General features: G+C 69.7%; 25 protein-coding genes. 18 read left to right on the forward strand and 7 right to left on the reverse strand.

Annotated features, from left to right (window positions below; genetic code table 11):
* Positions 1-339 precede the first annotated feature (339 nt).
* On the forward strand, positions 340-912 hold the full coding sequence (locus tag E4O86_RS03405; protein ID WP_161139119.1) for an AAA family ATPase: 573 nt from the start codon (positions 340-342) through the stop codon (positions 910-912).
* On the opposite strand, the gene E4O86_RS23895 is transcribed toward E4O86_RS03405, so the two are convergent.
* From E4O86_RS23895 to E4O86_RS03415, 3 genes are all read right to left on the reverse strand, one after another.
* Positions 798-1079, reverse strand: a complete 282-nt coding sequence (locus E4O86_RS23895) for a helix-turn-helix domain-containing transcriptional regulator (RefSeq protein ID WP_343039083.1) — start codon at positions 1077-1079, stop codon at positions 798-800. The genes E4O86_RS03405 and E4O86_RS23895 overlap by 115 nt on opposite strands.
* Before the next feature lie 63 nt (positions 1080-1142).
* Positions 1143-2420 carry an amino acid ABC transporter substrate-binding protein gene (locus tag E4O86_RS03410; RefSeq protein ID WP_161139120.1) on the reverse strand — a complete coding sequence of 426 codons (1278 nt, stop codon included), beginning with the start codon at positions 2418-2420 and terminating at the stop codon, positions 1143-1145.
* A 114-nt stretch (positions 2421-2534) separates the two neighbouring features.
* The gene (locus E4O86_RS03415; RefSeq protein WP_161139121.1) at positions 2535-3563 is read right to left on the reverse strand and encodes a LacI family DNA-binding transcriptional regulator; all 1029 of its coding nucleotides are present in this window, start codon (positions 3561-3563) and stop codon (positions 2535-2537) included.
* A 126-nt stretch (positions 3564-3689) separates the two neighbouring features.
* Between E4O86_RS03415 and E4O86_RS03420 the strand changes: the two genes are divergently transcribed.
* From E4O86_RS03420 to E4O86_RS03445, 6 genes are all read left to right on the forward strand, one after another.
* Positions 3690-4574: an NAD(P)-binding domain-containing protein gene (locus E4O86_RS03420; RefSeq protein ID WP_161139122.1), complete on the forward strand. Its 885-nt coding sequence runs from the start codon at positions 3690-3692 to the stop codon at positions 4572-4574.
* Positions 4571-4999 carry a cupin domain-containing protein gene (locus E4O86_RS03425; RefSeq protein WP_161139123.1) on the forward strand — a complete coding sequence of 143 codons (429 nt, stop codon included), beginning with the start codon at positions 4571-4573 and terminating at the stop codon, positions 4997-4999. Before E4O86_RS03420 ends, E4O86_RS03425 begins: the two co-directional genes overlap by 4 nt.
* Positions 4996-5709 carry a fumarylacetoacetate hydrolase family protein gene (locus E4O86_RS03430; protein WP_161139124.1) on the forward strand — a complete coding sequence of 238 codons (714 nt, stop codon included), beginning with the start codon at positions 4996-4998 and terminating at the stop codon, positions 5707-5709. Before E4O86_RS03425 ends, E4O86_RS03430 begins: the two co-directional genes overlap by 4 nt.
* 151 nt (positions 5710-5860) lie before the next feature.
* Positions 5861-6943 carry a C4-dicarboxylate TRAP transporter substrate-binding protein gene (locus E4O86_RS03435; RefSeq protein WP_246206163.1) on the forward strand — a complete coding sequence of 361 codons (1083 nt, stop codon included), beginning with the start codon at positions 5861-5863 and terminating at the stop codon, positions 6941-6943.
* Positions 6944-7001: 58 nt separating this feature from the next.
* Positions 7002-8942, forward strand: a complete 1941-nt coding sequence (locus E4O86_RS03440) for a TRAP transporter large permease subunit (protein WP_246206165.1) — start codon at positions 7002-7004, stop codon at positions 8940-8942.
* Positions 8943-8974: 32 nt separating this feature from the next.
* On the forward strand, positions 8975-10342 hold the full coding sequence (locus E4O86_RS03445; protein ID WP_161139125.1) for an amidohydrolase family protein: 1368 nt from the start codon (positions 8975-8977) through the stop codon (positions 10340-10342).
* Positions 10343-10385: 43 nt separating this feature from the next.
* Here the strand turns inward: E4O86_RS03445 and E4O86_RS03450 are convergent, their stop codons facing one another.
* The 4 genes from E4O86_RS03450 to E4O86_RS03465 all read right to left on the reverse strand — a co-directional run bounded on the left by E4O86_RS03450 (position 10386) and on the right by E4O86_RS03465 (position 14488).
* Positions 10386-11060, reverse strand: coding sequence for a hypothetical protein (locus E4O86_RS03450; protein WP_205520672.1), 675 nt, complete (start codon positions 11058-11060; stop codon positions 10386-10388).
* A 113-nt stretch (positions 11061-11173) separates the two neighbouring features.
* Entirely contained in the window at positions 11174-12058 is an 885-nt protein-coding gene (locus E4O86_RS03455; protein WP_161139126.1) for an alpha/beta hydrolase, read from the reverse strand.
* A 2-nt stretch (positions 12059-12060) separates the two neighbouring features.
* Positions 12061-12354, reverse strand: coding sequence for a DUF2218 domain-containing protein (locus E4O86_RS03460; RefSeq protein WP_161139127.1), 294 nt, complete (start codon positions 12352-12354; stop codon positions 12061-12063).
* 7 nt (positions 12355-12361) lie between these two features.
* Complete coding sequence (locus E4O86_RS03465; RefSeq protein WP_205520673.1) at positions 12362-14488, reverse strand: TonB-dependent siderophore receptor; 2127 nt, start codon at positions 14486-14488, stop codon at positions 12362-12364.
* A gap of 246 nt (positions 14489-14734) precedes the next feature.
* On the opposite strand from E4O86_RS03465, the gene E4O86_RS03470 reads away from it, so the two are divergent.
* The 11 genes from E4O86_RS03470 to E4O86_RS03520 all read left to right on the forward strand — a co-directional run bounded on the left by E4O86_RS03470 (position 14735) and on the right by E4O86_RS03520 (position 25596).
* A complete protein-coding gene (locus tag E4O86_RS03470) occupies positions 14735-15727 on the forward strand; it encodes a helix-turn-helix transcriptional regulator (protein WP_161139129.1) in 993 nt (330 codons plus the stop codon).
* 36 nt (positions 15728-15763) lie between these two features.
* The gene (locus E4O86_RS03475; protein ID WP_161139130.1) at positions 15764-16687 is read left to right on the forward strand and encodes a siderophore ABC transporter substrate-binding protein; all 924 of its coding nucleotides are present in this window, start codon (positions 15764-15766) and stop codon (positions 16685-16687) included.
* 45 nt (positions 16688-16732) lie between these two features.
* Positions 16733-17695 carry an iron chelate uptake ABC transporter family permease subunit gene (locus tag E4O86_RS03480; protein ID WP_161139185.1) on the forward strand — a complete coding sequence of 321 codons (963 nt, stop codon included), beginning with the start codon at positions 16733-16735 and terminating at the stop codon, positions 17693-17695.
* The gene (locus tag E4O86_RS03485; protein ID WP_246206166.1) at positions 17670-18656 is read left to right on the forward strand and encodes an iron chelate uptake ABC transporter family permease subunit; all 987 of its coding nucleotides are present in this window, start codon (positions 17670-17672) and stop codon (positions 18654-18656) included. The genes E4O86_RS03480 and E4O86_RS03485 overlap by 26 nt, the downstream gene beginning before the upstream one ends.
* The gene (locus E4O86_RS03490; protein WP_161139131.1) at positions 18653-19411 is read left to right on the forward strand and encodes an iron ABC transporter ATP-binding protein; all 759 of its coding nucleotides are present in this window, start codon (positions 18653-18655) and stop codon (positions 19409-19411) included. Before E4O86_RS03485 ends, E4O86_RS03490 begins: the two co-directional genes overlap by 4 nt.
* A gap of 136 nt (positions 19412-19547) precedes the next feature.
* Positions 19548-20507: a pirin family protein gene (locus E4O86_RS03495; protein ID WP_161139132.1), complete on the forward strand. Its 960-nt coding sequence runs from the start codon at positions 19548-19550 to the stop codon at positions 20505-20507.
* A gap of 89 nt (positions 20508-20596) precedes the next feature.
* The gene (gene dxs / locus E4O86_RS03500; protein WP_161139133.1) at positions 20597-22528 is read left to right on the forward strand and encodes a 1-deoxy-D-xylulose-5-phosphate synthase; all 1932 of its coding nucleotides are present in this window, start codon (positions 20597-20599) and stop codon (positions 22526-22528) included.
* A 286-nt stretch (positions 22529-22814) separates the two neighbouring features.
* Positions 22815-23423, forward strand: a complete 609-nt coding sequence (locus E4O86_RS03505; protein WP_161139134.1) for an SCO family protein — start codon at positions 22815-22817, stop codon at positions 23421-23423.
* Positions 23424-23449: 26 nt separating this feature from the next.
* On the forward strand, positions 23450-23590 hold the full coding sequence (locus E4O86_RS03510; protein WP_161139135.1) for a hypothetical protein: 141 nt from the start codon (positions 23450-23452) through the stop codon (positions 23588-23590).
* Between the two features lie 40 nt (positions 23591-23630).
* A complete protein-coding gene (locus tag E4O86_RS03515; protein ID WP_161139136.1) occupies positions 23631-24374 on the forward strand; it encodes a TlyA family RNA methyltransferase in 744 nt (247 codons plus the stop codon).
* Positions 24367-25596, forward strand: a complete 1230-nt coding sequence (locus E4O86_RS03520; protein WP_161139137.1) for a class I SAM-dependent RNA methyltransferase — start codon at positions 24367-24369, stop codon at positions 25594-25596. The genes E4O86_RS03515 and E4O86_RS03520 overlap by 8 nt, the downstream gene beginning before the upstream one ends.
* Positions 25597-25654 lie beyond the last annotated feature (58 nt).

A 25654-nucleotide genomic window follows, 5' to 3' on the forward strand; every position in this document is an offset into this window, starting at 1 on the left:
CAGTCGCGCTCCTGCCGGAGAGTTCGAACTGTCGCCCGAACTCTCCGCCACTTCGCGGCCGGTTGCCCTCTATGGCGCGCTGTTGCCGCCGATCACCGCACGCTGCAGAGCGATGTGGTAAATCGCCGTCTGCATGCGGTCGACAATCCGCCTGCACCGGGACCGAAGCTCTCGGCCCTGATGCGCCGGGTTCCCGCACCGGTTCGCCGCAATCAAACCCCGAGAGGTCATGATCGGGCGTCAGCGCAACGGGAGCAGAGAGGGCCAGTTCTGACGGTTCCGGCGTTTCGCCTATTTCTGCCTCGCGGCCGCCGATGTTCCACGACAGGATGATGCTTCTTGAAGAATGGTCTTGTCGTGATTTCGGGCTGCTCAGGCGGCGGGAAATCGACCCTGTTGGCCGAGTTGAGCGCGCGCGGCCACACGGTCGTCGAGGAACCTGGCCGTCGCATTATCAGCGAGGAACTGGCCTCCGGCGGCAGCGCGCTGCCTTGGGTCGATCTGGCGGCGTTCCTGCGCCGCGCCATCGACATGGCGCTGGCTGACCGGACGACCGCCGCGCGCCATGAAGGCTGGGTGTTCTTCGATCGTGGTCTGGTGGACGCAGCGTCCGCGTTGGAGGCGCTGACCGGCGATTCGGCCCTGCGCGCGCTCTGCATGACGCATCGTTACCATTCCCGCATGTTCATGGCCCCGCCTTGGCCGGAAATCTATGTGACGGACGCGGATCGCAAGCATGACTTCGACGCAGCGGTGGCGGAGTATGATCGCCTGATGGCGGCGTTCCCGGCCCTCGGCTATGAGGTGATCGCGTTGCCGAAAACGGCGACCGCGCAGCGCGCCGACTTCGTGCTGGCTTCTCTCGATGCGCCTGTCGCGACGCCGGTTTCCCGTCGCCGCTCAGCCTTGTAGAGCGCGTGCCGGGTCAAGCCGGTTTCCTCGGTACGTCGAGACATGCCGCGCGCCCGGGCGACCGCACCCAGCGCGTCGGCGATCCCGCCGGCATCGCCGTCTGCAAAGGCGCCGCCGGGATGGCGGCCCGGTACGGCCTGCTGGCGCTCCCCCGGGGCATCGGACATCCCGCGCGAACGGCCGCCTCCCCGCGCGGGAGAGGCGGCGCGCTCAGCGGCCCTTGCGCCGGCTCACCAGGCCGGCTTCGGATAGACGAGGTCGGACACGCCCGCGAACTCGTCGGTCGGATAGACGAATTTCAGCGCGCCGTCCTGCCATTGCGCGAGGAGCACCGTGCGGTCGACCGGCAGGCCGCGATCGTCCCAGGAGAACGGGCCGAGCACCGTGCGCACCGGATCCTCCTTGGTGCGGGCGTGCAGCCATTCCTTCAGCTTGGCGTTGTCGGTGGTCCCGGCGCCGCGGATCGCCTGCTCGACGCCCTCGCAGACGGCGAAGGGGATCGCCGAATCCTCGTCGGCGTCGCTGCCGAACTTCGCCTTGAACGCCTGCTGGAAGGCCTGGTTCGTGATCTTCTCGCCGGCGATCGCGCCCTCCCAGGGCGCATCGGCATGCCAGGAGGTGTGCACGATGACCCCGTTGGCGGCCTTGCCGAGCCCCTCCTTGTACTCGTTCTGCGTGCCCTGGCTGAGATAGAGCATCTTCGGCTCGGCCCTGACCGTCTGCAGCGCCCGCGTGAGCTGGACCGCCTCCTCGGCGGATGCCGTCAGCCCGATCACCAGATCGGCGTCGGCCCGCTTGATGGAATTGGCGAGGTTCAGCCAGTCGGAGAAGCCCTCCTCGGGCCAGCGCTCTTCCATGACCACCTCCAGCCCGGCCTCCTTGAGGTAGCCCGGCGCGAGATCCGCCACTACGCCGCCGCCCGGATTCTCCACCTTGCGGCCGAGCAGGCCGGCGGCGATGGCGTTCGCGAAGAAGTCGTCGGAATGGACGATCGCCACCGTCTTCGGCCGCTCGCCCTCGGGAACCCGCTCCTGGATCAGCTTCACCGGCGCGTCGCCGAAGAGCTCGGCCGCGTTCTGCTGGAAGTAGAACATGTTGTCGAAGCCCTGCGTCCAGATCCGCAGCGCGCCGCCCGACGGGACCGGGTAGACCATGCCGTATTTGTGCGCGACGGCCGAGGTCGGGAAGGTGAGCTTCGAGGAGAAGGTCCCGAACAGCACGTCGACCTTGTCGACATTGATGAGCCGCTCGTACTGGCTGAGCGCGGTCTCCGTGTCGGAGCGGTTGTCGCTGACGACGAGCTCGACCTTCTTGCCGAGAAGCCCGCCCTTGTCGTTGATCATGTCGACGCAGAGCTGGAAGCCCTGCCGGTGCTTGTCGCCGGTGACGGCGAAGCCGCCCGTCAGCGGCAGCGACGAGCCGATCTTGATGACGCCCTGCGAAAAGGCTGGCGGCGCGAGCAGGGCGAGCCCCGCCGCGGCAATCATCGCCGATTTCATGTGATGCATGCTTTTCCTCCCCGGTCTGCTCTCCGGCAAACGATTGCACTGTGCGCGCGAACCGGGCCGCGGTCAACGCGGTCATGAAGGCGCGGTCCTGAAGGCGCGGTCCGGGAGGAAAGGTCAGGGCGGCGGCGGCCGGGTCGAGCCGCGGACGACGAGCGAGGCCGGAAGGACGACGTGCCGCGCCTCCCGCTCCGGCTCGGGCCGGTCGAGGAGGTCGAGGAGCAGGCGCGCGGATTCCGAGCCGATCTCGACGAGCGGCACGTGGACGGTGGTGAGGCCGGGCGAGAGCAGGTCGACCATCGGCATGTCGTTGTAGCCCGTCACCGAGAGGTCGCGCGGGCATTCGAGGCCGAGCTCGCGGAGCGCGGCGATCGCCCCGACGGCGAGGCGGTCGTTGGCGCAGACGACCGCGGTCGTGCCGGTCGCGCGGGCGACGAGCTCGCGCGCGCAGCGCCGCCCCTCGTCGATGCTGTAGGCATCCGCCGCCACGATCGCCCGTTCCGAGACGCCGAGGCCGAGCGCGGCGCTCGCGCCGCGGAAGGCCTTCAGGCGGTCGGCGCCGGTGGAGAGCTTCTGCGGCCCGGCGATATGGGCGATCGCGCGATGCCCGAGCGCCCTCAGATGCGCGAGCGCCTGCCGGATGCCTTCGACATGGTCGCTCGTCACCGAGGACACGCTCTCGTTCTCGACCCGGCGGCCGACGGTCACGAGCGGAACGCCCTGGGAGAGCAGCTTCGTGGCGACGACATCCTCCCGCTCGACGCTTCCGAGGATGAGCCCGTCGACGTTCCGCGACCGCATGAGGGCCGTGACGTCCGCCTCCCGGCTCATGTCGCCGTCGAGGCTCGCCACGATGGAGACGAAGCGCCGCGGCAGCAGCGCGTTCTCGAGCCCGCGCAGGATGAGCGGGTAGACGGGATCGGTGATGTCCGGGATCACGACGCCGACGAGCCGGGTCCGGCGCGTGCGCAGGGAATAGGCCTCCGCGTTCAGCTCGTAGCCGAGTTCGGCGCTCACGCGGCGGATGTGGAGGGCGAGTTCGTCCCGGATCGGGTGGGAGGTGTTGGGGTCGAGCGCGCGCGATGCCGTCGAGACGTGCACGTTCGCGGCACGGGCCACGTCCTTGAGCGTGATCCTCTTCTTCATCCGCCGATCCGCCTCCGCCTGCGCCCGCGCGTCAAGCCGGGCGAGCCCTCCACCGCTCAGGCAAACGTTTGCCAGCGCGCGATGCGGGTGTTATAGGCGGACGGAAGGGGCATGGGGAGGATGCGCGTGAAGATCGGGTTCATCGGCTTCGGCGACATGGGGATCCGCATCGTCCCCCGCCTGCTTGCCGCCGGCTATTCCGTCACCGGATGGAACCGGACCAGGGCGAAGGCCGAAGGGCTGATCGCGGCCGGGCTGAACTGGGCGGAAAGCCCGCGCGCCGTCGCCGAGTCCTCCGACGTCGTCTTCACCATCGTGACCGACGCCGCGGCCGTGCGGGCGGTGGCGCTCGGGCCGGACGGCGTCATGGCCGGCCTCCGGCCCGGCGGGATCTTCGTCGACATGAGCACGATCGCGCCGGAGGCGAGCCTCGACATTTCGGGCCAGTTCGCGGCGGCGGGGCTCACCATGCTCGACGCGCCGCTGTCGGGGAGCCCGCCCGTCGTCGAGGCGGGCAACGCCTCGGTGATGGTCGGCGGCGACAGGGCCGCCTTCGACCGCGTCGAGCCCGTCCTCCTCGCGATCGGCCGGAAGGCGCTCTATATCGGCGAGCGCGGCCTCGCCGTCCGCATGAAGGTCGCGCTCAACATGTGCCTCGTGGTCGAGATGGTCTCGTTCTGCGAGGCCGTCGCGCTTGCGGAGAAGGGCGGCGTAGAGCGCGAGATCGCGGTCGAGGCAATGCTGAACAGCGTCGTCGCCTCGCCGGTCATGGCCTATCGCGGGCCGTTCATCCTCGACGGCCGGATGCCCGAGAAGCCGCTCGCCGACGTCACGCTCCAGCAGAAGGACATGCTGCTCGCGCTCGACCTCGGCCGGAAGAGCGGCGTTCCGGTGCCGCTCGGCGCGGCCGCCAACGAGATGCTGAACGCCTGCCGGGGCCTCGGCATCGACCACCGCGATTTCGTGACCGTCTACGAAGTGTACCGCCGTCTCGGAGGAATGCTGAAATGAGTGCGCCGAAGCCCTATCGGACCCGGGTCGAGGACGTGCCGCTGGTGGAGGGCCTCACCCGCGAGGACGGCTGGATCGACATGCAGGTCCGCTTCCTGATCGACCAGAAGAGCGCGGGCTCGGACAAGCTCGTCTTCGGCCATACCCTGATGCCGCCGGGCGCGAGCCACGAGAAGCACCGCCACTTCCACTGCGACGAGTTTCTCCTCGTGATGACGGGGAGCGGCATCATCTTCACGGATGACGGCGAGGAGCCGGCGAAGGCGGGCGACGTGGTCTTCACGCCCCGCGGCCATTGGCACGGCTTCCGCAACACCGGGAAGGTCGATTCCCTCCTCATCTGGGGCTGGAGCGGCGCGGGATCCCTCGAGACGGCGGGCTACGAGGTGCCGGCCGGCGCCGATCACGCCGCGAAAGTCGGGTGACCGTGGCGGCCGTCCTCCTCGACGATCCGCGCATCGCCCGCGGCATGGCCGCCCAGCTCGAGGCGCGGGAGACGCGCATGCGCGCGGGCGAGCGCCCGATCGGCTGGAAGGCGGGGTTCGGGGCGCCCGCCGCGCTCGAGAGGCTCGCTCTGGCGGGTCCTCTCATCGGCTTCATGACGGACCGCAGCCTCGTCCCCTCCGGGGCGGCCGTATCGATCGGAGGCTGGTCGAAGCCGGTCGCCGAGCCGGAGATCGCAATCGTCATGGGCGCGGATCTCGAGGGCGGGGCCGGCGAGGATGCCGCCCGCGCCGCGATCGCCGGAATCGGGCCCGCGATCGAGCTTGCCGATCTCGACCGCCCGCCCGACGACGTCGAGGCGATCCTTTCGGGCAACATCTATCATCGCCACGTCGTCCTTGCCGATCCGCCTGTCGCGCGCAGCGGGGCGGATCTCGCGGGGCTGACGGGACGGGTCGGGCGGAACGGAAGCGAGATCGCGTCGACGACCGAGCTCGAGGCGAATACCGGCACGCTCGTCGCGATCGTGCGCCGCGCCGCCGAAACGCTCGCCGGCTTCGGCATGCGCCTGCGCAAGGGCGACGTGCTCATCGCGGGCTCCATCGTCCCGCCGCTCTTCCTGGACGCGGGCGACCGCGAGGTCGCCTGCATCCTTGATCCGATCGGCGGGGTGGCGGTGAGGCTCGGGTGAAGAAATAAGGTAGCTCGCGGCGGCGATCCGGAGGCACGGGCCGGGACTCCCGCAGCAAACGTTTGCATGATTCAGCGCCCCGGGTTCGGGCGCCAAGAAACGAGCGGGCCGGAACCAACCGCTCCTCGGGACGCCAGTGGGAGGAATGCAAATGCTGCTCATTTCCAGACGCGCGGTTCTCGCCGGCACCGCGGCCATCGCCGCCGGGCCGGTCAAGGGCGCCTTCGCCCAGACGAAGACGATCCCGCTCACGATCTCGTCGAGCCACCCGCTCACCATTCCGTGGGTCGAGCCGCTGAAGACGGTGATCGTCGAACAGTCGAACAGGAAGCTCGAGGCGATGGGATCGCCGAACCGGATCGAGTGGACCGAAGCCTTCGGAGGATCGCTCTACGGCTTCAACGACACGCTCGAATCGGTGACGCAGCAGCTCACCGACATGGGCTGGATCGGCGCCCTCTGGGAGCCCTCGGCACTGCCTCTGCAGAACATCATGTACTCGACCCCGTTTGCGACCAGCACGGTGCGGCAGGCGGTCGACGTGATGAACGAGCTCAACCAGAAGAACGCTGCCATGAAGGCCGAGTGGGACAGGCAGAACATCGTCTTCTTCGGCTGCTGCGTTTCCGACGGCTATCACCTCTTCACGAAGAAGCCGATCGAGAGCCTCGCCGATCTGAAGGGCCTGAAGATCCTGGGCGCCCCCGTCTGCGCGCCCTGGATCGAGCCGCTCGGGGCGACCCTCGTCGGCACCGGCCTCCCGGCGCAGTATTCGCAGCTCCAGACCGGGGTCGGCGACGGCTCCATCCTGATCGCGACCGGCGCCTATCCGCTCAAGATCCACGAGGTCGCGCCCTACGTGACGCTGGTCGACACCGGCCCGCTCACCTTCGGCGGCTTCGGCGTGAACAAGGACACGTTCGAGGGCCTGCCCGACGACGTGAAGACGGTGCTCACCGAGCTCGGCTACGCGTACAGTGCCGAGAACGCCCGCCTCATCGAGGAGAAGCAGAAGGCGGCTCTGGAAAAGATGGAGGCGGAGGGCGCCAAGCTGCACAAGATGCCGCAGGATCAGCGGGTCGCCTGGGTGAAGGCGATGCCGGATCTCGGCAAGATCTGGGTCGAGGGGAACGAGGCGAAGGGCGTGCCGGCCCGCGAGATCATGAAGGCTTTCATGGCGGCGGTGAAGGCGCATGGCGGCGAGCCGCTGCGCGATTGGTCCGAGAACGTCTGAACCTCATCCGGAGCCTGCGGTCCGCCCGTCGGGGCGGACCGGCGCGGAGGCGGACGTGATGGCGAGCGAGACGACGACTGCGATCGGGAGGGGGACGGCGGCCGGGGCCCGGTGGTCGGCGCTCTATGGCTGGGTTCCGTTCTCGCTCTCGGTCGTCGCCTCGTCGGGCATCGTCTTCATCATGCTCATGATCTGCGCGGACATCGTCCTGCGCTTCTTCTTCAGCGCGCCGATCAACGGCGTGACCGACATCGTCTCCTACGTGATCGTGGCCTGCGTCTTCCTGCAGATCGGGAGCACGATCCGCGACAACCGCCTGATCCGCGCCGATTTCCTGTTCGGAACCTGGGCGGCGGAGCGGCCCGGCTTCGCGCGCGTCCTCGACCTCGCCTTCTTCGGCGTGGCGAGCCTCCTCCTCTGGCGGGCGCTCGGCTGGCTCTGGCGCGACTTTCTCGGCTCCTATGCCACCGGCGAGTTCACGGGCGCGGTCGGCGCCTATCAGATCACGATCTGGCCCTTCAAGCTCGCCGTCGTCGTCGGCTGCGCCGTCGCGCTGGTCGAGACGGTGTGGAAGGCGGCCGCGGCGGCGTTCGACCTTGCGAGGAGGGAACGGCTCCGGAGCGCCGACGCCTTTCCGGTCTTCGCGTTCCTGACCGGGGTCGCGGTCTTCCTCTACCTCAATTTCGAGGTGGCGAGCTCGCCCGTCTCGGTCGGGCTCCTCTCGCTTGCCGGCCTCCTCGTCGCCGTCGCGATCGGCATGCCGATCGCCTTCGCCCTGCTCGTGCTCTCCTTCGTCGGCGTCTGGCTCACGCGGCACAATCCGGTGGTCGCCGACAATGCGCTCGGCATCGCCGCGAGCGGCGCCATCCGGTCCTACGAGTTCGGCGTCGTGCCGCTCTTCGTGATGATGGGCCTCCTCCTCGACAAGGCGGATGTCGGCCGAGACGCCTTCCAGGTCGCGGTGTCGCTGCTCCGCCGGATCCGGGGCGGCCTCGGCATCGCGACGGTCGCGGCCAACGCCGTCTTCGCCTCGATCACGGGCAGCTCGATCGCATCCGCGGCCGTGTTCAGCCGTATCGCGGTGCCGCCCATGATCGAGGGCGGCTACACGGCGCGCTTCGCCGTCGGCGTGGTCGCCGGCAGCTCCGTGCTGGGGATGCTGATCCCGCCGAGCCTGCTCCTCATCATCTACGGCTTGGTCGCGGAGGCCTCGATCGGCAAGCTCTTCGTCGCCGCGATCATTCCGGGCCTTCTGCTCGCGGGCGCCTTCGCGCTCCTCAACGTGCTGATGGCGAGCTTCTTTCCCCGCTTCGTCGGCCGGCCGCACGAGATCGAGGGCGACGGCATGACGCCCGGGCAGGTCGTGCTGAGGCTCGCGCCGGTCGTCGGAATCGTCGCCCTGGTGATGGGCGGCATCTATGCCGGCATGTTCACGCCGACCGAGGCGGGCGCGGTCGGCGCCCTCGGCGCCTTCCTGGTCGGCGCCCTGCGGCGCAAGCTGACGCTGCCGACGATCCGCCGCATCGTGCTGGAGACCGGCTACATCTCGGCGGCGATCCTGTTCCTGATCGTCGCCGCCAACCTCTACGGCCGCATGCTGACGCTCTCCACCATCCCGATGAAGATGACCGCCTTCGTCGCGGAGCTCGGGCTCGGCATGCCGCTCTTCCTCGCCTTCTATTTCGCCGTGGTGCTCCTCCTCGGCATGATCCTCGATTCCACCTCGATCATGCTCATCATGCTGCCGATCGTGCTGCCGATCGTGACGAGCTTCGGCGGCGATCCGGTCTGGTTCGGGATCGTGACGGTGATCGCCGTGGAGGTGGGGCTGCTGACGCCGCCCTTCGGGCTCTCCGTCTTCGTGGTGAAATCCTCCCTTCCGCCGGGCTTCGTGACGCTCGGCGACATCTTCGCCGGGTCGGCCCCCTTCGTGGTGACGATGATCCTCGTCACGGTCCTCGTCATGGCCTTCCCGCAGATCAGCCTCGTCCTCCTCTGAGGCGGCGCAAGAGACGACGGAGGTTTGTTCCCGTGTCCCATCTCCTCCTGAAGGGCGGCACCATCGTCAGCATGGATCCCGGCATCGGCACGCTGCCGCAAGGCGACGTGCTGATCGAGGGCCAGCGGATCGCCGCGATCGCGCCCGCGCTCGAGGCGCCGCCGGGCGCGGAGGTGGTCGACGCCGCCGGCCGGATCGTGATGCCGGGCTTCGTCAACGCCCACATGCACACCTGGCAGACGGCGCTCAAGGGGATCGCCGCGGACTGGACGATCCAGGAATATCTGCGCGCCATGCATGCCGGGCTCGCGACCCATTTCCGGGCCGAGGACGTCTACATCGCCAATCTCGTCGGCGCCCTCGGCCAGATCGACTGCGGGACCACCACCCTCGTCGACTGGTGCCATAACAATCCGACACCGTGCTGCACCGACGCTGCCATCGACGCGCTCGAGGAATCCGGCCTGCGCGCGCTCTTCCTGCACGGCTCCCCCAAGCCTGACCCGAAGGAGGGGCAGAAGCATTTCAGCGAAGTGCCGCTGCCGCGCTCCGAAATCGAGCGCATCCGCCGCGACCGCTTCACCAGCGACGACCGGCTCGTGACCTGCGGACTGGCGATTCTCGGCCCCGGAATGTCGGTCTTCGACGTCTCGAAGGCCGACCTCCTGCTCGCGCGCGAGCTCGACCTCGTCGCCTCCATGCATGTGAGCGGCCCGATGCTCGTCCCGGACGGCTTCGAGCGGCTCTGCGCGCTCGGCGGACTGATCGGGCCGAAGACGAACATCGTGCACGGCAACACGATCGCACCCGACTGCCTCTCGCTCCTCGTCGATCACGGCGCGACCTTCTCCGTCACCGCCGAGGTAGAAATGCAGATGGGCTTCGGCCGGCCGCTGACGAACCGGCTGCGCGCGCTCGGAGGCGCGATCTCGATCGGCTCCGACATCGAATCCGGGATGGCAAGCGACATGTTCGCGGTCACGCGCTTCGCGCTGCAATGCGCGCGCTTCCTCGACAGCCTCGACGCCATCGAGGCGACGGGGCGCGGACCTGCCGCCATCACGGTACGCGCGGAGGAGGCGCTGCACTGGGCAACGCTCGGCGGGGCGCGGATGGCCGGGCTCGAGCACAAGGTCGGCTCGCTCGCGCCGCGCAAGCAGGCCGATCTCATCCTCCTCCGGACCGACGATCTGAACCTCTTTCCGGTCGCCGATCCGATCGCCTCGATCGTGCTCCAGGCCGGCCCGAAGAACGTCGAGAGCGTGCTCGTGGCGGGACGGTTCCTGAAGCGCTCGGGCAGCCTGCTCTACGGTACGCTCGAGGCGAAGCGGGAGGCGCTCGCGGCCTCCGGCGCCCGCATCCTGCGCGCCTTCGCGCAACCCGCGCATCTCGTCGCCTGACCTGGCGCAGTGGGCGGCCCGCTTCCGAGCCGCCGTCCGCGCCTCAGTGCGGCCCGCCGGCCGACCCGGGATTGTAGGACGGCGCGTCGCTCGCCGGGAAGGATTCCCGCCCCGCCTCGTCGATCGCCTCCGCCATCCTCGCCTGCATGTCGGCGCCCGCTTCCGCGGCGCTCGAGAGATCGTGCACATGCACGTCCTCGCCGCCCGCGCGCTTCAGGATCTCCGTCGCGCGGCTCGCATGCTCCGCGTCCCGCGTGCGGACCCAGAGCAGAAGGCCGCCGCGGGCGAGCTGCTCCTCCAGGCGGCGCAGGTGGTCGCGCTCGATCAGCCGGTCGAGCAGGATGCCGAGCGCGCCGCCGCCCCCTCCGGCAATCGTCGCCGCGGCGATCGCCGCCGCCAGCGTTCCGCCGGAGGCGACCAGCGCGCCTGCGGTCGCGACCGCGCCCACATAGAGGAGGCAGGCGGCAAGCGCGCCTTCGCCCTCGGTCCGCTCGTCGGGCGAGACATAGGCGACCGTCGGAACCGAAGTGTCGTCCTCGAGCTCGCGCACGGAGACGAAGGCGTGCCCCAGGCAGGTGTCGACCGCGCTGGCGCTCGCCACCAGGCTGAGATCGGCCCGGTCGAATCCGGAGGTGAGGAGCGCGTCGACGGCGGCCTGGAACCGGACCGGATCCCGGAATATGCCGACGGCTTCGCGGTTCTGAAGGTGCTCGATCATCCGGGCCTCCGCGTCTTGGAGACCGCACATTCGGCGCCTCGCCCCGGCCGCGCCTTGCGCTCGATCAATTCGCCGGCCAGGACCGACGCCCTCCTCTTCCGGTTCGCCGCGGATCAGACGGGAGGCGCGGCGGCCGCGACACGCAGCGCCGCCGAAGCGGCCGCCGGCAGCACGGTGATGTGATCCAGGCCCGCCAGCTCCTCGTAGTCGAGCCTGACATGCGCCGTGCCGCCGGAACGGATGAGGCGCGCGAGGTCACGGGCATTCCCGATCATGCGGTTGCCCTCCACCCAGGCGCGGCGCACCTCCCGGTCCATCCCGCGTCGGACGTCCCGTTCCATCACCGTCTCCTCCTCGCTGCCAACCGTGAGCCGCAGCGGCACCGGCTCGGCAGGCGGCCTCGCCTCGCGCAGGAAGCGTGCGAAGGCAGCGACCAGGCTGCCGCCGTCGAACCAGAGCGACGGACTGCTGGCGACATAGGCCCGGAAGGCGTCCGGGCGCGACAGCAGTGCATGGAGGGTCAGAAGGCCGCCGAGGGAATGGCCGAACAACGTGTCGCGCCCCTGGGCGATAGGACGACGCGCTGCGACGAGCGGCTTCACGTCCCGTTCGATCGTGTCGAGCAGTTCGTCGCCGCCGCCGAGCGGCGGCCAGGGCTCGCCGTTCGGCCGATCGGGAAGGCGATAGACCGCGCGCGGCGGGGTCAGGTCGTAGATGCGGCGGTCGAGGCGGCGCGCGCCGTCGGGATAGCCGACCGCCACCACCAGGGGCAGGACCGTACCGGCACCGCCGGCGCCGGCGATCCGGGCCGCATGTCCGACCAGAAGATCGAAGCATTCCGCCGCGTCGAAGGCGTAGAGCGCCGGCCGTCCGGTCGCAGGCGCGTCGCCCGGCGGCGACCAGATCCGGATCCGGAACACCGCGCCGCTTACGGAGGACCTGATGTCGAGCGCCTCGGCGCAGCCGAACTCCGCCATGCGGGCGGCCTGACCCGGCAAGGTCAACCCTCGTCGCCGCTCCGCCAGACGATCTCCGGCCGCTCGCGCCAGGCGAAGCGGACGAGATGGTCGTCGATCACCTGCTGGCTGCGCGCCAGCGCTTCGGCGTTCGGCGCCTCGCACGCGATCTCGAGCGCGCGCTCGTCCGCCCGCATCCGGCAGCTTCCGAACGGAAATCCGATGCGGGCGCTATGCGGATCGTACTCGACGGCCACCTTGTGCGCGAAGTGCTTGGAGAGCTGCTGCAGATATTTCGAGGCGTTCGCGGTCGCGACGCGGGTGCATGAGTTCGGCATGGGCGCCTCAGAATCTCGCGGATACCTTGAGGGTCGCGCTGCGCGGCTCGCCGTAGAAGTTGAAGACGGAGGTGCCGCCGACCCGGGCATAGTACTTCTCGTCGAAGACGTTGTTCACGACCAGCTTGGCATCGAAGCGGTCGTTGAAGGAATAGCCGGCGAGGAGATCGACCACGGTGTAGCCCGGCGCCTCGATGTCGCCGGAGGAGAACTCGCTGAAGACCTTCAGTCCGCCGCCGACATAGGCGCCCGACAGCATGCCGAAGCGGTCGTCGAACGTGTACTTGGTCCAGAGCTGAAGCATGTGCTCCGGCGTGTAGGTGCTGAACGGCTCGCCTGCTGCCTCGGTGTTGAGGTATTCGGTGTGCGTGTAGGTGTAGCCGGCGGTGACCTCCCAGCCCGGGAGCACCGTTCCGCTCGCCTCGATTTCGATGCCGTCCGCCTCGACCTCGCCCTGCGCGATCTGGAAGCCCGGATTGTCCGGGTCGGCGACGGCGCGGTTCGTGTCGCGGAGATTGAAATAAGCGAGGGTCGCGTTGAGCCCGTCGAGGAGCTCCGCCTTCACGCCCGTTTCGTACTGCCTGCCTTCGCGCGGATCGAGCAGGTTCCCGCTCACGTCGACGACCGCCTGCGGCTGGAAGATCTCCGTGTAGCTCGCATAGAGCGACGCCCAGTCGGTCACGTCGAGCACGACGCCGGCATAGGGCGTGATCTGGCCGTCGACCTCGACCGTGCTCGTCGTCTCTCCCTTCACGAGATCCTTCGTGGAGGCCTGATACCAGGACAGCCGGCCGCCGCCGATCAGGGTGAGGCGGTCGATCGGCTTGACGCGAAGCTGGCCGTAAAGCCCGAACTGCTCCGGATCGGTCTTGGTCTTCTGCGTGTACGCGACCGTCGGCTCCGGGACCTCGGCATCCCAGTCGAGAAGATCGAACGGGCCCGCGATGCTTCCGGTCGCCTGCCGGGTCGTGGTCTCGACGTTGCGATAGTCGGCGCCGAGGATGATGTTGTGCTCCTGGCCGAACAGCTCGAACGGCTTGCTCACATGTGCGTCGAGCGCGAGCGAGGTCTCCGAGAGATCGCGCGCGAGCCAGCGCATGCTGTCGACCGTCAGGTCTTCGGAGGCTGCCGTCCCGGCATAGCCGTAGAGGAAGTCGACCGCGCGGTCGGAATAGCGGGCGGAGAGCTTGGCGTGACCGCCATCGTCGAAGCGGTGCTCGAGCTCGACGATGTAGTCCGTCACGCTGTTGTCGAAGCGGTTCCAGTCCGCGCCCGTGAAGGTGGAGCGGGGGAGGTCGAGCAGCGTCCCGTCGGACAGCGTCGGCAGGCCGTTGAAGGGCGCTATGTCCCGTTCCATGTGGCTGATGGTGAAGGTCGCCGTCGTGCTGTCGGTAAGGTCGGCCTGCAGGGTTCCGTAGGCGAGCCCGACATCGTTGCTGACCCAGTCCACCCAGCTGTCCTGGGTCTGGAAGGCGCCGATGATGCGGCCGCGGATCGTGCCCGCCTTGTTGAGCGGACCGCCGAGATCGAGCTCGGTCCTGCGGTTGTCCCACGAGCCGGCCATCCCGGTCAGGCTCGCCTGGAACTCATCGTTCGCCTGCTTCAGGCGCATGTTGATCGCGCCGGCGGGCTCCCCCGCGCCGCCGTAGAGGCCGGCGGGGCCGCGCAGGATCTCGATATGGTCGACGATGGCCATGTCCGGCTGCGTGCCGTAGATGCTCGAAAGCGGCGCCGGCAGGCCGTTGAAGTAGAGGGTGTCGAACTCGAATCCGCGCGAGAAGATGCTGGAGCGGCCGTCATCGTTGTTGAGAACGACGATCCCCGGCGTCTCCCGCAGGGCCGTGTCGAGCGACGTGAAACTGCCGTCGTCCAGGCGCTCGCGGGTCACCACGGTGGTCGACTGGGGGATCTCCCGGACCGAGCGCACGTCCTTCTCGCCCACGCTGACGAGATCCGTGGTGTAGCTGCCCGTGCCTTCCGTCTCGTAGCTCGATCCCTCGACGAGGACCTCCGGCAGGAGCGTGCCGTTCGGGTCCGCCTGCCCCTCCTGCGCCCGGGCCTGAACGATTCCGAGGCCCGTCAGGATCGTGGAGGCGGCGAGAAGCGTCCGCAGCGGGATTGCGTCCGCCCTCAATGGCCGCCCCAGATTTTCCGTGCCGAACATCCGAACCCCCAAACGCCTACGCGACCCGCAACTGGTCATAAGTTGAACACTATCGTCATGTTTGGTAGTGGATCGGGATCGGCGCGGCTAGACGCGAGGCGTTTGCGCAATCGCCAAAAGCGTTTGCGGGATGGGCAAGCGGCTCGGCCTGCGCGCCGGGCACGTTGACCTGGCCGGCTTCGGCCGGCGACAGGCCGGGGTCGAGAGGAAGAAGTCTTGGTTGCTGCCAATGTCGAGGCGGAGCCGGTCGTGCGGCTCGCGGAGATCGCAGACACGTCGCGCTTCGTCGGCACCCGCTTCGCCGTCTCCGGCTCGGGAGCCGATGGCGGCGAGGCCGCGCTCGCCGGAACCTTCCGCATGCTCCGCCTGCGCCCGGGCATCGTTTTCCACAGTTCCGATGCGCGGGACCTCAGCGACATGGTGACGAGCGTCGTGCAGCAGCCCGGCCTCACGCTCCACTTCTTCCTCTCGGGAGCGGTCGACGCGCGGCTCGGGGGAAGGCCGCTCGGCCTCGGCCGACGTGCCGATGCCCCGGTGCGCGGCGTGATCACCGCCCGGGCGGAACCGGAACTCTTCGAGCGGCGCTCGCGCCGGGGCGAGCATGTACGCAAGGTCAACGTGACGATGACGAACGAGTGGCTCGAGGCCTGCGGCTCCGAGATGGCCGAGGACCATGCCGCGCTCCGCCGCTTCGCCGGGAGCCATCTCGCCCAGTTCGCCTGGACGCCTTCCCCGACGACGCTCTCGGTGGCGGAGCAGCTTCTGCGGCCGCCCTGCTCCCCATGCCTGCTCCAGAGCCTCTATCTGGAGAGCCGATCGCTCGACCTGGTCGCCGAGGGCTTCGCCGCGCTCACGTGCCGGACCGAAGAGCCGGGGGTCCGGCTGCGGCCGAACGACCACCGCCGGCTGCGCATGATCGAGGACTACATCGAAACGCGCGGCCGGGAGATCACCTCGCTCGAGGAGATCGCGCGGAGCGGCAATGTGAGCGTGAGCACATTGCGGCGCCTGTTCCGGGCCGCCCACGGCATGAGCGTCTTCGAATATCTCCGGCGCAGGGGCCTGGAGCGTGCGCGCGCCGCGCTCGAGCGCCAGGGCGTCGCCGTCGCCGAGGCCGCGTACATCGCCGGATATTCGAGCGCCGCCAACTTCGCCACCGCCTTCAAACGGCGGTTCGGTCTGACCCCTACCGAAGTCCGCCGCCATTAGCGCCCCGCGCATGACGGACGTCCCCAGGAGACAGCAATGCCGCTTGCCCCCTTGAAGCTCGTCGCCGCCATGGCGCTCGCCCTCGCCTGCCTGGCCCTTCCCGCCGCGGCACGGGCCGAGATCGCGGTCCGCCACGTCCAGGGCGAGACCGTGCTGCCGGAACGGCCGAAGACCGTGCTGGTCTTCGACCTCGCCGCCCTCGACACGCTCGACAGGCTCGGCGTTCCGGTCGCCGGGGTGCCGGGATCCAATCTTCCCGAATATCTCGCCAAGTACCGCGACAAGCAGTACCTCAAGATCGGGACGCTGTTCGAGCCGGACTTCGAGGCGGTCCACGCCGCCGCGCCGGACCTCATCATCGTGGGCGGACGCTCCGCGCCGAAATATGCCGAGCTCGCGCGCATCGCGCCGACCATCGACCTCACGGTCGACCCGAGCCGCTACGTCGAGAGCGTCCGCCGGAACACCGAGACGCTCGGGCGGATCTTCGGAAGGGAGAAGGAGGCGGGCGCGCTCGAGGCGAAGCTCGACGGCGCGATGGCGCGTGTGCGCGCCCTCGCCCCGGAGGCCGGGCGTTCGCTGGTCATCCTCACCACGGGCGGAAAGGTCTCCGCCTACGGCAAGGGAACGCGGTTCGGCTGGGTCCACAGCGATCTCGGCTTCGCGCAGGCGGCGGAGGGCCTGACGATCGCCACGCATGGCGAGCCGGTCTCCTTCGAGTTCATCCTGAAGACCAATCCCGACACGCTCTTCGTCATCGACCGGGACGCGGCGATCGGCCGGGCCGGCAGCTCGGCGAAGAAGACCCTCGACAACGACCTCGTCGCGGCGACGAAGGCGGCCCGGAACAACAGGATCGTCTATGTCGACCCCGCCCTCTGGTACATCGTCGGCGGCGGCGTCGGCGCCCTCACGACGGCCGTGGAGGAGATCGGCGACGCGCTCCGCCGCGCTTCGTAGCGGCTCCGGCCGCCGGCACCGGACGCTCCGCATGATCCCGCAGTGATCGGGCGGCTCGCGCTCGCCCTTGTCGGCCTGGCGGTGCTCGCCTCGGCAAGCCTCGTCGTCGGCGTCGGCGATCTCGACCTGAGGGGCCTCGTGACAGGCGGGGCGGACGCCGAAACGCTCCGCCTGCTCGCGGTCAGCCGGATTCCGCGGACCGTGGCCGTCATCCTCGCCGGTGCGTCGATGGGGATAGCGGCGGTCATCATGCAGATGCTCTTCCGCAACCGCTTCGTGGAGCCGACGACCTCGGGCGGCGCCGAAGCGGCGAGCCTCGGGCTGCTCGCGGTCGCGCTCCTCGCCCCCGACCTGCCGGTGATGGGAAAGATGCTCGTGGCAGCGCTCTTCTCGCTTGCCGGCACGGCGCTCTTCCTGCTGCTGGTGGACAGGCTGCCGGTGCGCTCGACCCTGATCGTGCCGCTCCTCGGCATCATGCTCGGCAAGGTCATCGAGGCCGTGACGACCTTCTTCGCGTACCGCTACGACCTCCTGCAATCCCTCGCGGCCTGGACCAACGGCGACTTCTCGGGCGTGCTGCGCGGCCGGTACGAGCTGCTCTGGGTCGCCGCCGCCCTGACGGCGCTCGCCTATCTCGCGGCCGACCGCTTCACCGTGGCGGGGCTCGGCGAGAGCTTCACCACCAATCTCGGGCTGAACTACAGGCGCATCGTCACGCTCGGGCTCGCCGTCGTCTCGCTCGTCACCGCCGCCACGGTGGTGACGGTCGGAACGGTGCCCTTCCTCGGCCTGATCGTCGCCAATCTCGTCAGCATGCTGGCAGGCGACAATCTGCGCCGCTCGATGCCATGGATCGCGCTCGCCGGCGCGGCCTTCCTGCTCGCCTCGGACATTCTCGGCCGGCTCGTCCGGTTTCCGTACGAAGTCCCGGTCGGAACTGTGGTCGGTGTCGTCGGAAGCGGTATCTTCCTGGTGCTTCTCCTTGGCCGACGGGCGCGCTTTGGCTGACGAGCGGACGCCGCGGCGGACCCGGATCGTCCTCGGCACGCTCGGCGCGGCGGCGGCGCTTTCGGCCGCCGCCTTCATGACCGTCGGGGCGCGCGGCGACTGGGCCTTCGTGCTGGCGTTCCGGGCCGAGAAGCTCGCCGGCCTCGTCCTCGTCGCCGCCGCGGTGGCGATCGCGACGGTGCTCTTCCAGACGATCGCCGAGAACCGGATCCTGACCCCGGCGGTGATGGGCTTCGATTCCCTCTATCTCGCGATCCAGACCGGTGCCGTCCACTTCCTCGGCTCGCGCGCGCTGGTCGCGCTCGACCCCCGCCTTCGCTTCGTCGTCGAGACCGCCGCCATGGTCGCGCTTTCCGGCCTGCTCTTCCGATGGCTCTTTCTCGGCCGGCGCCGCAGCATCCATCTCGTGGTCCTCGCCGGGCTCGTCTTCGGCCTCTTCTTCCGGAGCCTGTCGAGCATGGTGCAGCGGATGCTGGATCCGAACGAGTTCGCCGTGGTGCAGGACATGATGTTCGCGAGCTTCAACAAGGTCGATACGGACCTCCTGGCGGTCGCCGCCGCGGCGGTCGCGGGTTCGGGCATCGTCTGCCTCCGTCTCGTCCACGCGCTCGACGTGCTCGCGCTCGGCCGCGACCTCTCCGTCAATCTGGGCGTCGACCATCGCCGGCTGGTGACGGCCCTCTTCGCCGTGGTCGCGATCCTCGTTTCCGTCTCCACGGCGCTCGTGGGCCCGATCACGTTCTTCGGCCTGCTCGTCGCGAGCCTTGCCTATCAGGTCGCCGGCAGCGACCGGCACCGCGAGACGCTCCCTGCGGCAATCCTGATCGCGATCGTCGCGCTCGTCGGCGGGCAGACGGTGCTCGAGCGCGTGTTCGGTCTCGATACCGCCCTCAGCGTCATCGTCGACTTCGCCGGCGGGCTCGCCTTCCTCGTCCTCCTCCTGCGGAGCGCCCGCGCATGATCGAGATCGACAGCGTCACCAAGCGCTACGGCGAAACCGCGGTGGTCGACGACGTGAGCCTTGCATTGCCAGCGGGCGGGATCACCGCGATCGTCGGTCCGAACGGCGCGGGCAAGTCGACGCTTCTCTCGATCGTTGCGCGGCTCGCGCCAGCGGATGCCGGACGGGTGCGGGTCGACGGCCTCGACGTGGCGTCGACGCCGGGCGCGGTCCTCGCCAAGCGGCTCGCCATGCTCCGGCAGGAGAACCAGGTGCTGGCGCGGCTGACCGTCCGGGAGCTGGTGGCGTTCGGCCGCTACCCGCATTCGAGGGGCAGGCCGACGGCCGAGGACGAACGGCACGTGGCGAATTCGATCGCCTATCTCGGCCTCGAGCCGCTCCAGGAGCGATTCCTCGACGAGCTGTCGGGCGGCCAGCGCCAGCGCGCCTTCGTGGCGATGGTGCTCTGCCAGGACACGGACTACGTCCTCCTCGACGAGCCGCTCAACAGCCTCGACATGAAGCACGCCGCGGCGATGATGCGGCTCCTGCGCCGTGCCGCGGACGAGCTCGGAAAATCCATCGTCCTGGTCCTGCACGACATCAATTTCGCGGCCGCCTATGCCGACCGGATCGTGGCGATGCGGGACGGCCGCGTGGTGTTCGACGGTCCGCCCGAAGGCCTGATGCGGGAGGACGTGCTCGAAAGCGTCTACGACATGCGCATCCGCGTCGAGGCGATCGGGGACTGGCGCCTCGCCGTCTATTACCGCTGACCCTCGGCGCGGCCACACGGCTTGCGGGCGCGCCGACTTGGCCTATTCTCAGCGGCCAGATCGATCGGCCTGCGCGAGGCTTCCTCCCCCGAGGGAGGAGGTGGCAAGCGAGGGTCCTGTCAGCGCGGAGCGCCCGATGTCCTACCAGCCTGCGGAAGATCCGGTCCCCGGCGATCCCCATTCGTGCTCCGCGATCGAAACGGTGATCGTGCCGCGCGCGAGCGACCTCGGCGGCTTCGAGGTCAGGCGCGCGCTGCCCTCCAGGGGCCGCAAGATGATCGGACCGTTCATCTTCTTCGACCAGATGGGGCCGGCCGAGTTCTTCCTGGGCAACGGCATCGACGTGCGTCCGCACCCCCATATCGGTCTTGCGACCGTCACGTACCTCTTCACCGGCGCGATCACGCACCGGGATTCCCTCGGCACCGAGATCGACATCGAGCCGGGCGCCGTGAACCTGATGGCGGCGGGGCGCGGCATCGCGCATTCGGAGCGGACCCCGGCGCGGCTGCGGACCGGCGGCACGAGTCTCTTCGGCATCCAGACCTGGGTCGCACTGCCGCTCGGTCTGGAGGAAGCGGCTCCGAGCTTCCGCCATCATCCCGCCGCGGAGCTGCCGGTGATCGAGGATGGCGGCGCGCGCGTTCGCCTCGTCGCGGGTTCGCTCTACGGCGCGAGCTCGCCCGTCGAAGCCTTCTCGGAAACCGTCTACGCCGATGTCCAGCTCGCCGCCGGCGCGGCCATCCCGCTCGATCCGAGCTTCGAGGAGCGCGGCCTCTATGTCGTTTCCGGCGAGATCGAGATCGCCGGGGACCGCTTCGAGGGCCCGCAGCTCCTCGTCTTCCGGCCGGGCGACACGATCACGGTGCGCGCCGTCTCCGCAAGCCGGCTGATGGTCCTCGGCGGCGCGGCCATGGACGGCGACCGCTACATCTGGTGGAACTTCGTGTCGTCCCGCCGCGAGCGGATCGAGGCGGCGCGGAACGACTGGGAGGCGGGCCGCTTCGACCGCGTCCAGGGCGAGGCGCCCGACGAGTTCATCCCGGCCCCGCCGCAGGTCCGGCTCGCCGAGAAGCGTCGCGTCGATTATCCCTGACAGACCTCCGGCGGCTCACTCCAAGCCGGCCTTGGCCCGCCCTATGTATGTGGTGTAACCGTCCACCCCTTCGTTCGCGCCCCGGATCCATGGCACCACCTTCCACTCCGCTCCTTGACCGCGTCCGCACGCCGGACGACCTGCGGAAGCTCCGGGAAGAGGATCTCGGGCAGCTCGCGGCCGAGCTCCGCGCGGAGATGGTCGACGCGGTCTCCGTCACCGGCGGCCACCTCGGGGCCGGGCTCGGGGTGATCGAGCTGACGGTCGCGCTCCACTATATCTTCGACACCCCGCGCGACCGGCTGATCTGGGACGTCGGCCACCAGGCCTATCCGCACAAGATCCTGACCGGGCGGCGCGACCGCATCCGGACGCTGCGCCAGGGCGGCGGGCTTTCCGGATTCACGCGCCGGAGCGAGAGCGCGTACGACCCATTCGGAGCGGCCCACTCCTCGACCTCCATCTCGGCCGGCCTCGGCATGGCGGTCGCGCGCGACCTCTCCGGCGGCGACAACAAGGTCGTCGCCGTGATCGGCGACGGCGCGATGTCGGCCGGGATGGCCTATGAGGCGATGAACAATGCGGGCGCGCTGAAATCGCGCCTCATCGTGATCCTCAACGACAACGACATGTCGATCGCGCCGCCGACGGGCGCGATGCGGGCCCATCTTGCGCGCCTCGTCTCCGGGCGCACCTATCTGACCATCCGCGAGGCGGCGAAGAGCTTCACGAGCCGGCTGCCCCGCTTCATCCGCGAGAAGGCGCGCCAGACGGAGGAATATGCCCGCGGCTTCTGGACGGGCGGCACCCTCTTCGAGGAGCTCGGCTTCTACTATGTCGGGCCGATCGACGGCCACAATCTCGACCATCTCCTTCCGGTTCTGAAGAACGTGCGCGACGCCGACGAGGGCCCGATCCTCGTCCACGTGGTGACGCAGAAGGGCAAGGGCTACGCCCCAGCCGAGGCCTCCGACGACAAGTATCACGGCGTCGGCAAGTTCAACGTCGTGACCGGCGAGCAGGCCAAGGCCAAGGCGAACGCGCCGTCCTACACCCGGGTCTTCGCCACCTCCCTCGTCCAGGAGGCGGAGCGGGACGACAAGATCGTCGCCGTCACGGCCGCGATGCCGGCGGGCACCGGGCTCGATCTCTTCGGCGAGGCGTTTCCGGCGCGCATGTTCGACGTCGGCATCGCGGAACAGCATGCCGTCACCTTTTCCGCCGGAATGGCGGCGGAGGGCCTGAAGCCGTTCTGCGCGATCTATTCGACCTTCCTGCAGCGCGCCTACGACCAGGTCGTGCACGACGTCGCGATCCAGAACCTGCCGGTGCGGTTCCCGATCGATCGCGCGGGCCTGGTCGGAGCCGACGGCGCCACGCATGCCGGCAGCTTCGACGTCGCCTATCTCGGCTGCGTGCCGAACATGGTCGTCATGGCGGCCGCCGACGAGGCGGAGCTCCGCCACATGGTCCGCACCGCCGCCGCCTATGACGAGGGACCGATCGCCTTCCGCTATCCCCGCGGGGAAGGTGTCGGGATCGATCTTCCGGAGCGCGGCGAGATCCTGACGATCGGCCGCGGCCGGATCCTCCGGGAGGGCACGAAGATCGCCCTCGTCACGCTCGGCGGCCGGCTCCAGGAGGCCCTCAAGGCGGCGGAGATCCTGGAGACGCACGGCCTTTCGACCACCGTCGCGGACGCCCGCTTCGCCAAGCCGCTCGACACCGACCTCGTGCTCCGGCTCGCCGCCGAGCACGAGGCGCTGATCACGGTGGAGGAAGGGTCGATCGGCGGCTTCGGAAGCTACGTTCTGGGCACGCTCGCCGAGGCCGGACGGCTCGACGACGGACTGACGGTGCGGACGCTCGTACTTCCCGACCGCTTCATCGACCATGACAGGCCGGATGCCATGTACGCCGGGGCCGGGCTCGACGCGCCGGCCATCGTCGCGAAGGTATTCGAAGCGCTCGGCCGCCGCCCGGTAGAGAAGCGGCCGCGCCTCGGCCAGGCGGGAAGCTGAGGCGCTCCCGGCCGGCCATGCGTGACGAATGGGCGCGGGTGCCGCGTCCAAACGCGCCGTCGGCGGGTGCCGCGCGACCTGCCATATTGAGCGCATGCCGAACCTGCTCCTTCGCCTCTGGCTTCCGCTTGCCGTCGCGATTCTCCTGACGATCGCCGCCGCGGTGACCTTGACGCGCGCCGAGGAACCGGCTTTCCCCGGCGGGATCCGCTCGGCCGCGGGCACGCGAGCCGATCCGCCCGGCGGCTCAATCGGGTTCCGGTCCTGACCGGCAAGAGGGGACGGCATGAACGCATTGCGTGCGCTGAGGCTCTTTCTCTGGCTGCTCGTCCCGGTGGCGGCCTTCGTGGCGGCCGGCTACTACTTCACCGTCATCCGGGCGCCTGCCGACAGCGGCGGCGTGGCGGTGAACGCGCCGCTCGGCGGTCCCTTCCAGCTCGTCGACGGCGACGGCAAGCCGGTCACGGAATCAATCTTCCGCGACGAGCCGAGCGCGGTCTTCTTCGGCTTCACGCATTGCCCCGACGTGTGCCCGACGGCTCTCTCCGACATGGCGCAATGGATCGATGCCCTCGGGGCTGACGCCGACCGCATGCGCTTCGTCTTCGTGACCGTCGATCCGGAGCGCGACACGCCCGAGGTCATGAAGGAATATGTCGGCGCCTTCTCGCCGAAGATCATGGGCGTCACGGGCGAGCCGGCGAAGGTGACGTCGATGCTCGACGACTATCACATCTACTACAGGAAGGTGCCGACGGAGGGCGGCGACTACAGCATGGACCATTCCGCCTCGATCTTCCTCCTGAACGAGCGCGGCGAGCTCACGGGCACGATCAGCCCGGACGAATCCGGCGACAGCGCCGTGGCGAAACTGAAGCGACTTGTGGCAGGATAGGTCCGGAACCTGATCGGGCCAGCACCATGGACCTCACCTCTTCCGGCCTGCGCGTCGTCGTCCTCGCCTTCGGCGTGGTCGCCCTCCTTGCCGGTGCCGGCTGGGCCGTCTACGGCGACGAGATCTTTCTTTCCATCCTCATGGCCGGGATCGCCGGCTGCCTCTGAACGATTGCGCGGCCGGACGATCCGGCCCATCTAGCGCGCGATGAACACGCGGCAGCGTCTCGACGAGGCTCTGGTTGCGGCCGGCCTCGCGCCGAGCCGCTCGCGCGCACGCGACATGGTCCTGCGCGGCACGGTCTCCATCGACGGCGTGCGAGGAGAGCGGCCCGGCCAGCGCGTTTCGCCGGACGCGGTCCTCGCGGTCGCCGATCCCGCCGCCAGCTATGTGTCGCGCGCCGCGCTGAAGCTCGTCGCCGCCCTCGATTCCTTCGGCTACGACCCGTCCGGGCGGGTCTGCCTCGATCTCGGGTCCTCGACCGGCGGCTTCACGCAGGTCCTGCTCCGGCGCGACGCCCGCCGCGTGCACGCGGTCGATGTCGGCCGGGACCAGCTCGATCCCGTCCTTGCCGGCGATCCGCGCGTGCGGAGCCGGGAAGGCCTCAACGCCCGCGAGCTGACCGCCGCTCATCTTGACGGCGACCCGATCGAAGCCGTCGTGTCGGATCTGAGCTTCATCAGCCTGACGGTCGCGCTGCCGCCGGCGCTCGCGCTGGCCGCCTCGGGCGCCTGGGGCGTGTTTCTGGTGAAGCCGCAATTCGAGGTCGGCCGCGAGGGCATCGGCCGGGGCGGGATCGTCCGGGATCCGGGTCTCGCCGAGGCCGCCGCCGAGCGGGTCGCCGGCTGGCTCGCGGCCCGGTCCGGATGGACCGTCGACGCGCTGATCCCGTCCCCGATCGCAGGCGGAGACGGCAACCGGGAGTTCCTGCTCGGGGGCCGCCATGGCTGAGACGGTGCGGGTCGCCGCGCTCGGCCATCGCGGCGACGGCGTGGCGGCGGGCCCGGAGGGAGCGCTCTACGTTCCCTTCACGCTTCCCGGCGAAGAGGTGCGGATCGAGCGTGCCGGCACGCGCGCGCGGCTTCTCGAAATCATGGCGCCGAGCCCCGAACGCGTCGCCCCCGCCTGCCCGCATTTCGGGCTCTGCGGCGGCTGCCAGCTCCAGATGATGTCGCTCGATGCGGCCCGTTCCCTGAAGCGGCGCTTCGTCGCGGATGCGCTCGCGCGGGAAGGGATCGGAGCCGAACCGGCGGAGACGATCGGCGTCGATCCGGCCAGCCGGCGGCGCGCGGCGCTCACCGCCGTGAAGGCCGGCGACCGCGTGCTCCTCGGCTTCAACGAGCGAAACTCCAACCGCCTCGTCGACCTTGAACGCTGCGTGGTCCTCGTGCCCGGGATCGCCGGACGGCTGCCGGCGATCCGCCGTCTGCTTGCGCCGCTGCTCGCGCCGAGAAAGCCGGCGCGGGTGACCGTCCTTGCGACCGGCACCGGCCTCGACATCGCCGTCGAAGGAACGGCGCGGCGCGGCCCGGGGCGGCTTCCGCATCTTCTCGAGCTCGCGGAAGCGGCCGGCATCGCCCGCCTCAGCCTCGACGGCGAGGTGCTGCTCGGGCTCGCCGAGCCGCGGCTCGCGGTCGGCGGCCTGGACATCGTCCCGCCGCCCGGCGCCTTCGTGCAGGCCTCCGCCGAAGCGGAGGCGGCGATGACCCGCCTCGTCGTCCGGCATCTCGCCGGCGCCGGGAACGTGGTCGACCTCTTCGCCGGGCTCGGCACGTTCAGCCTGGCGCTCGCCCGCACGGCACGCGTGACCGCCGTGGAATCGGCCGGTCCCGCTCTCGACGCCCTTGCGGCGGCCGCACGCCGCGCGACCGGCCTCAAGCCGATCCGGACCGAGCGCCGGGACCTCTTCGCCTTCCCGCTCGCGGAGGGCGAGCTCGCCCGCTTCGACGGCGCCGTGTTCGACCCGCCGCGGGCAGGCGCGAAAGCGCAGGCCGCCCTGCTCGCGCGGTCCACGATCGGCCGCATTGCTGCGGTCTCCTGCAATCCGGCGAGCTTCGCCCGGGACGCCCGCCTGCTCGTCGACGGCGGCTATCGGCTGGAGACGGTGGTCCCGGTCGATCAGTTCGTCCATTCCGCCGAAGTGGAGGTCGTCGGGCTCTTCGTCCGGACCTGACCCCGCACTGCGGCAAGAGGAAGCTGGACGGCGCGTGGCGCCGCACCATCTCCCCTGC

This window comes from Propylenella binzhouense, assembly GCF_009866965.1.
GTDB classification, from domain to species: Bacteria; Pseudomonadota; Alphaproteobacteria; order Rhizobiales; family Afifellaceae; genus Propylenella; species Propylenella binzhouense.

Coding starts and splice junctions, on each gene's coding strand:
- E4O86_RS23895 (WP_343039083.1), bottom strand. CDS start 1,079: ATGTCCGATGCCCCGGGGGAGCGCCAGCAGGCCGTACCGGGCCGCCAT.
- E4O86_RS03410 (WP_161139120.1), bottom strand. CDS start 2,420: ATGCATCACATGAAATCGGCGATGATTGCCGCGGCGGGGCTCGCCCTG.
- E4O86_RS03415 (WP_161139121.1), bottom strand. CDS start 3,563: ATGAAGAAGAGGATCACGCTCAAGGACGTGGCCCGTGCCGCGAACGTG.
- E4O86_RS03425 (WP_161139123.1), top strand. CDS start 4,571: ATGAGTGCGCCGAAGCCCTATCGGACCCGGGTCGAGGACGTGCCGCTG.
- E4O86_RS03435 (WP_246206163.1), top strand. CDS start 5,861: ATGCTGCTCATTTCCAGACGCGCGGTTCTCGCCGGCACCGCGGCCATC.
- E4O86_RS03440 (WP_246206165.1), top strand. CDS start 7,002: ATGGCGAGCGAGACGACGACTGCGATCGGGAGGGGGACGGCGGCCGGG.
- E4O86_RS03450 (WP_205520672.1), bottom strand. CDS start 11,060: ATGATCGAGCACCTTCAGAACCGCGAAGCCGTCGGCATATTCCGGGAT.
- E4O86_RS03460 (WP_161139127.1), bottom strand. CDS start 12,354: ATGCCGAACTCATGCACCCGCGTCGCGACCGCGAACGCCTCGAAATAT.
- E4O86_RS03475 (WP_161139130.1), top strand. CDS start 15,764: ATGCCGCTTGCCCCCTTGAAGCTCGTCGCCGCCATGGCGCTCGCCCTC.
- E4O86_RS03490 (WP_161139131.1), top strand. CDS start 18,653: ATGATCGAGATCGACAGCGTCACCAAGCGCTACGGCGAAACCGCGGTG.
- E4O86_RS03495 (WP_161139132.1), top strand. CDS start 19,548: ATGTCCTACCAGCCTGCGGAAGATCCGGTCCCCGGCGATCCCCATTCG.
- dxs (WP_161139133.1), top strand. CDS start 20,597: ATGGCACCACCTTCCACTCCGCTCCTTGACCGCGTCCGCACGCCGGAC.
- E4O86_RS03505 (WP_161139134.1), top strand. CDS start 22,815: ATGAACGCATTGCGTGCGCTGAGGCTCTTTCTCTGGCTGCTCGTCCCG.
- E4O86_RS03510 (WP_161139135.1), top strand. CDS start 23,450: ATGGACCTCACCTCTTCCGGCCTGCGCGTCGTCGTCCTCGCCTTCGGC.
- E4O86_RS03515 (WP_161139136.1), top strand. CDS start 23,631: ATGAACACGCGGCAGCGTCTCGACGAGGCTCTGGTTGCGGCCGGCCTC.
- E4O86_RS03520 (WP_161139137.1), top strand. CDS start 24,367: ATGGCTGAGACGGTGCGGGTCGCCGCGCTCGGCCATCGCGGCGACGGC.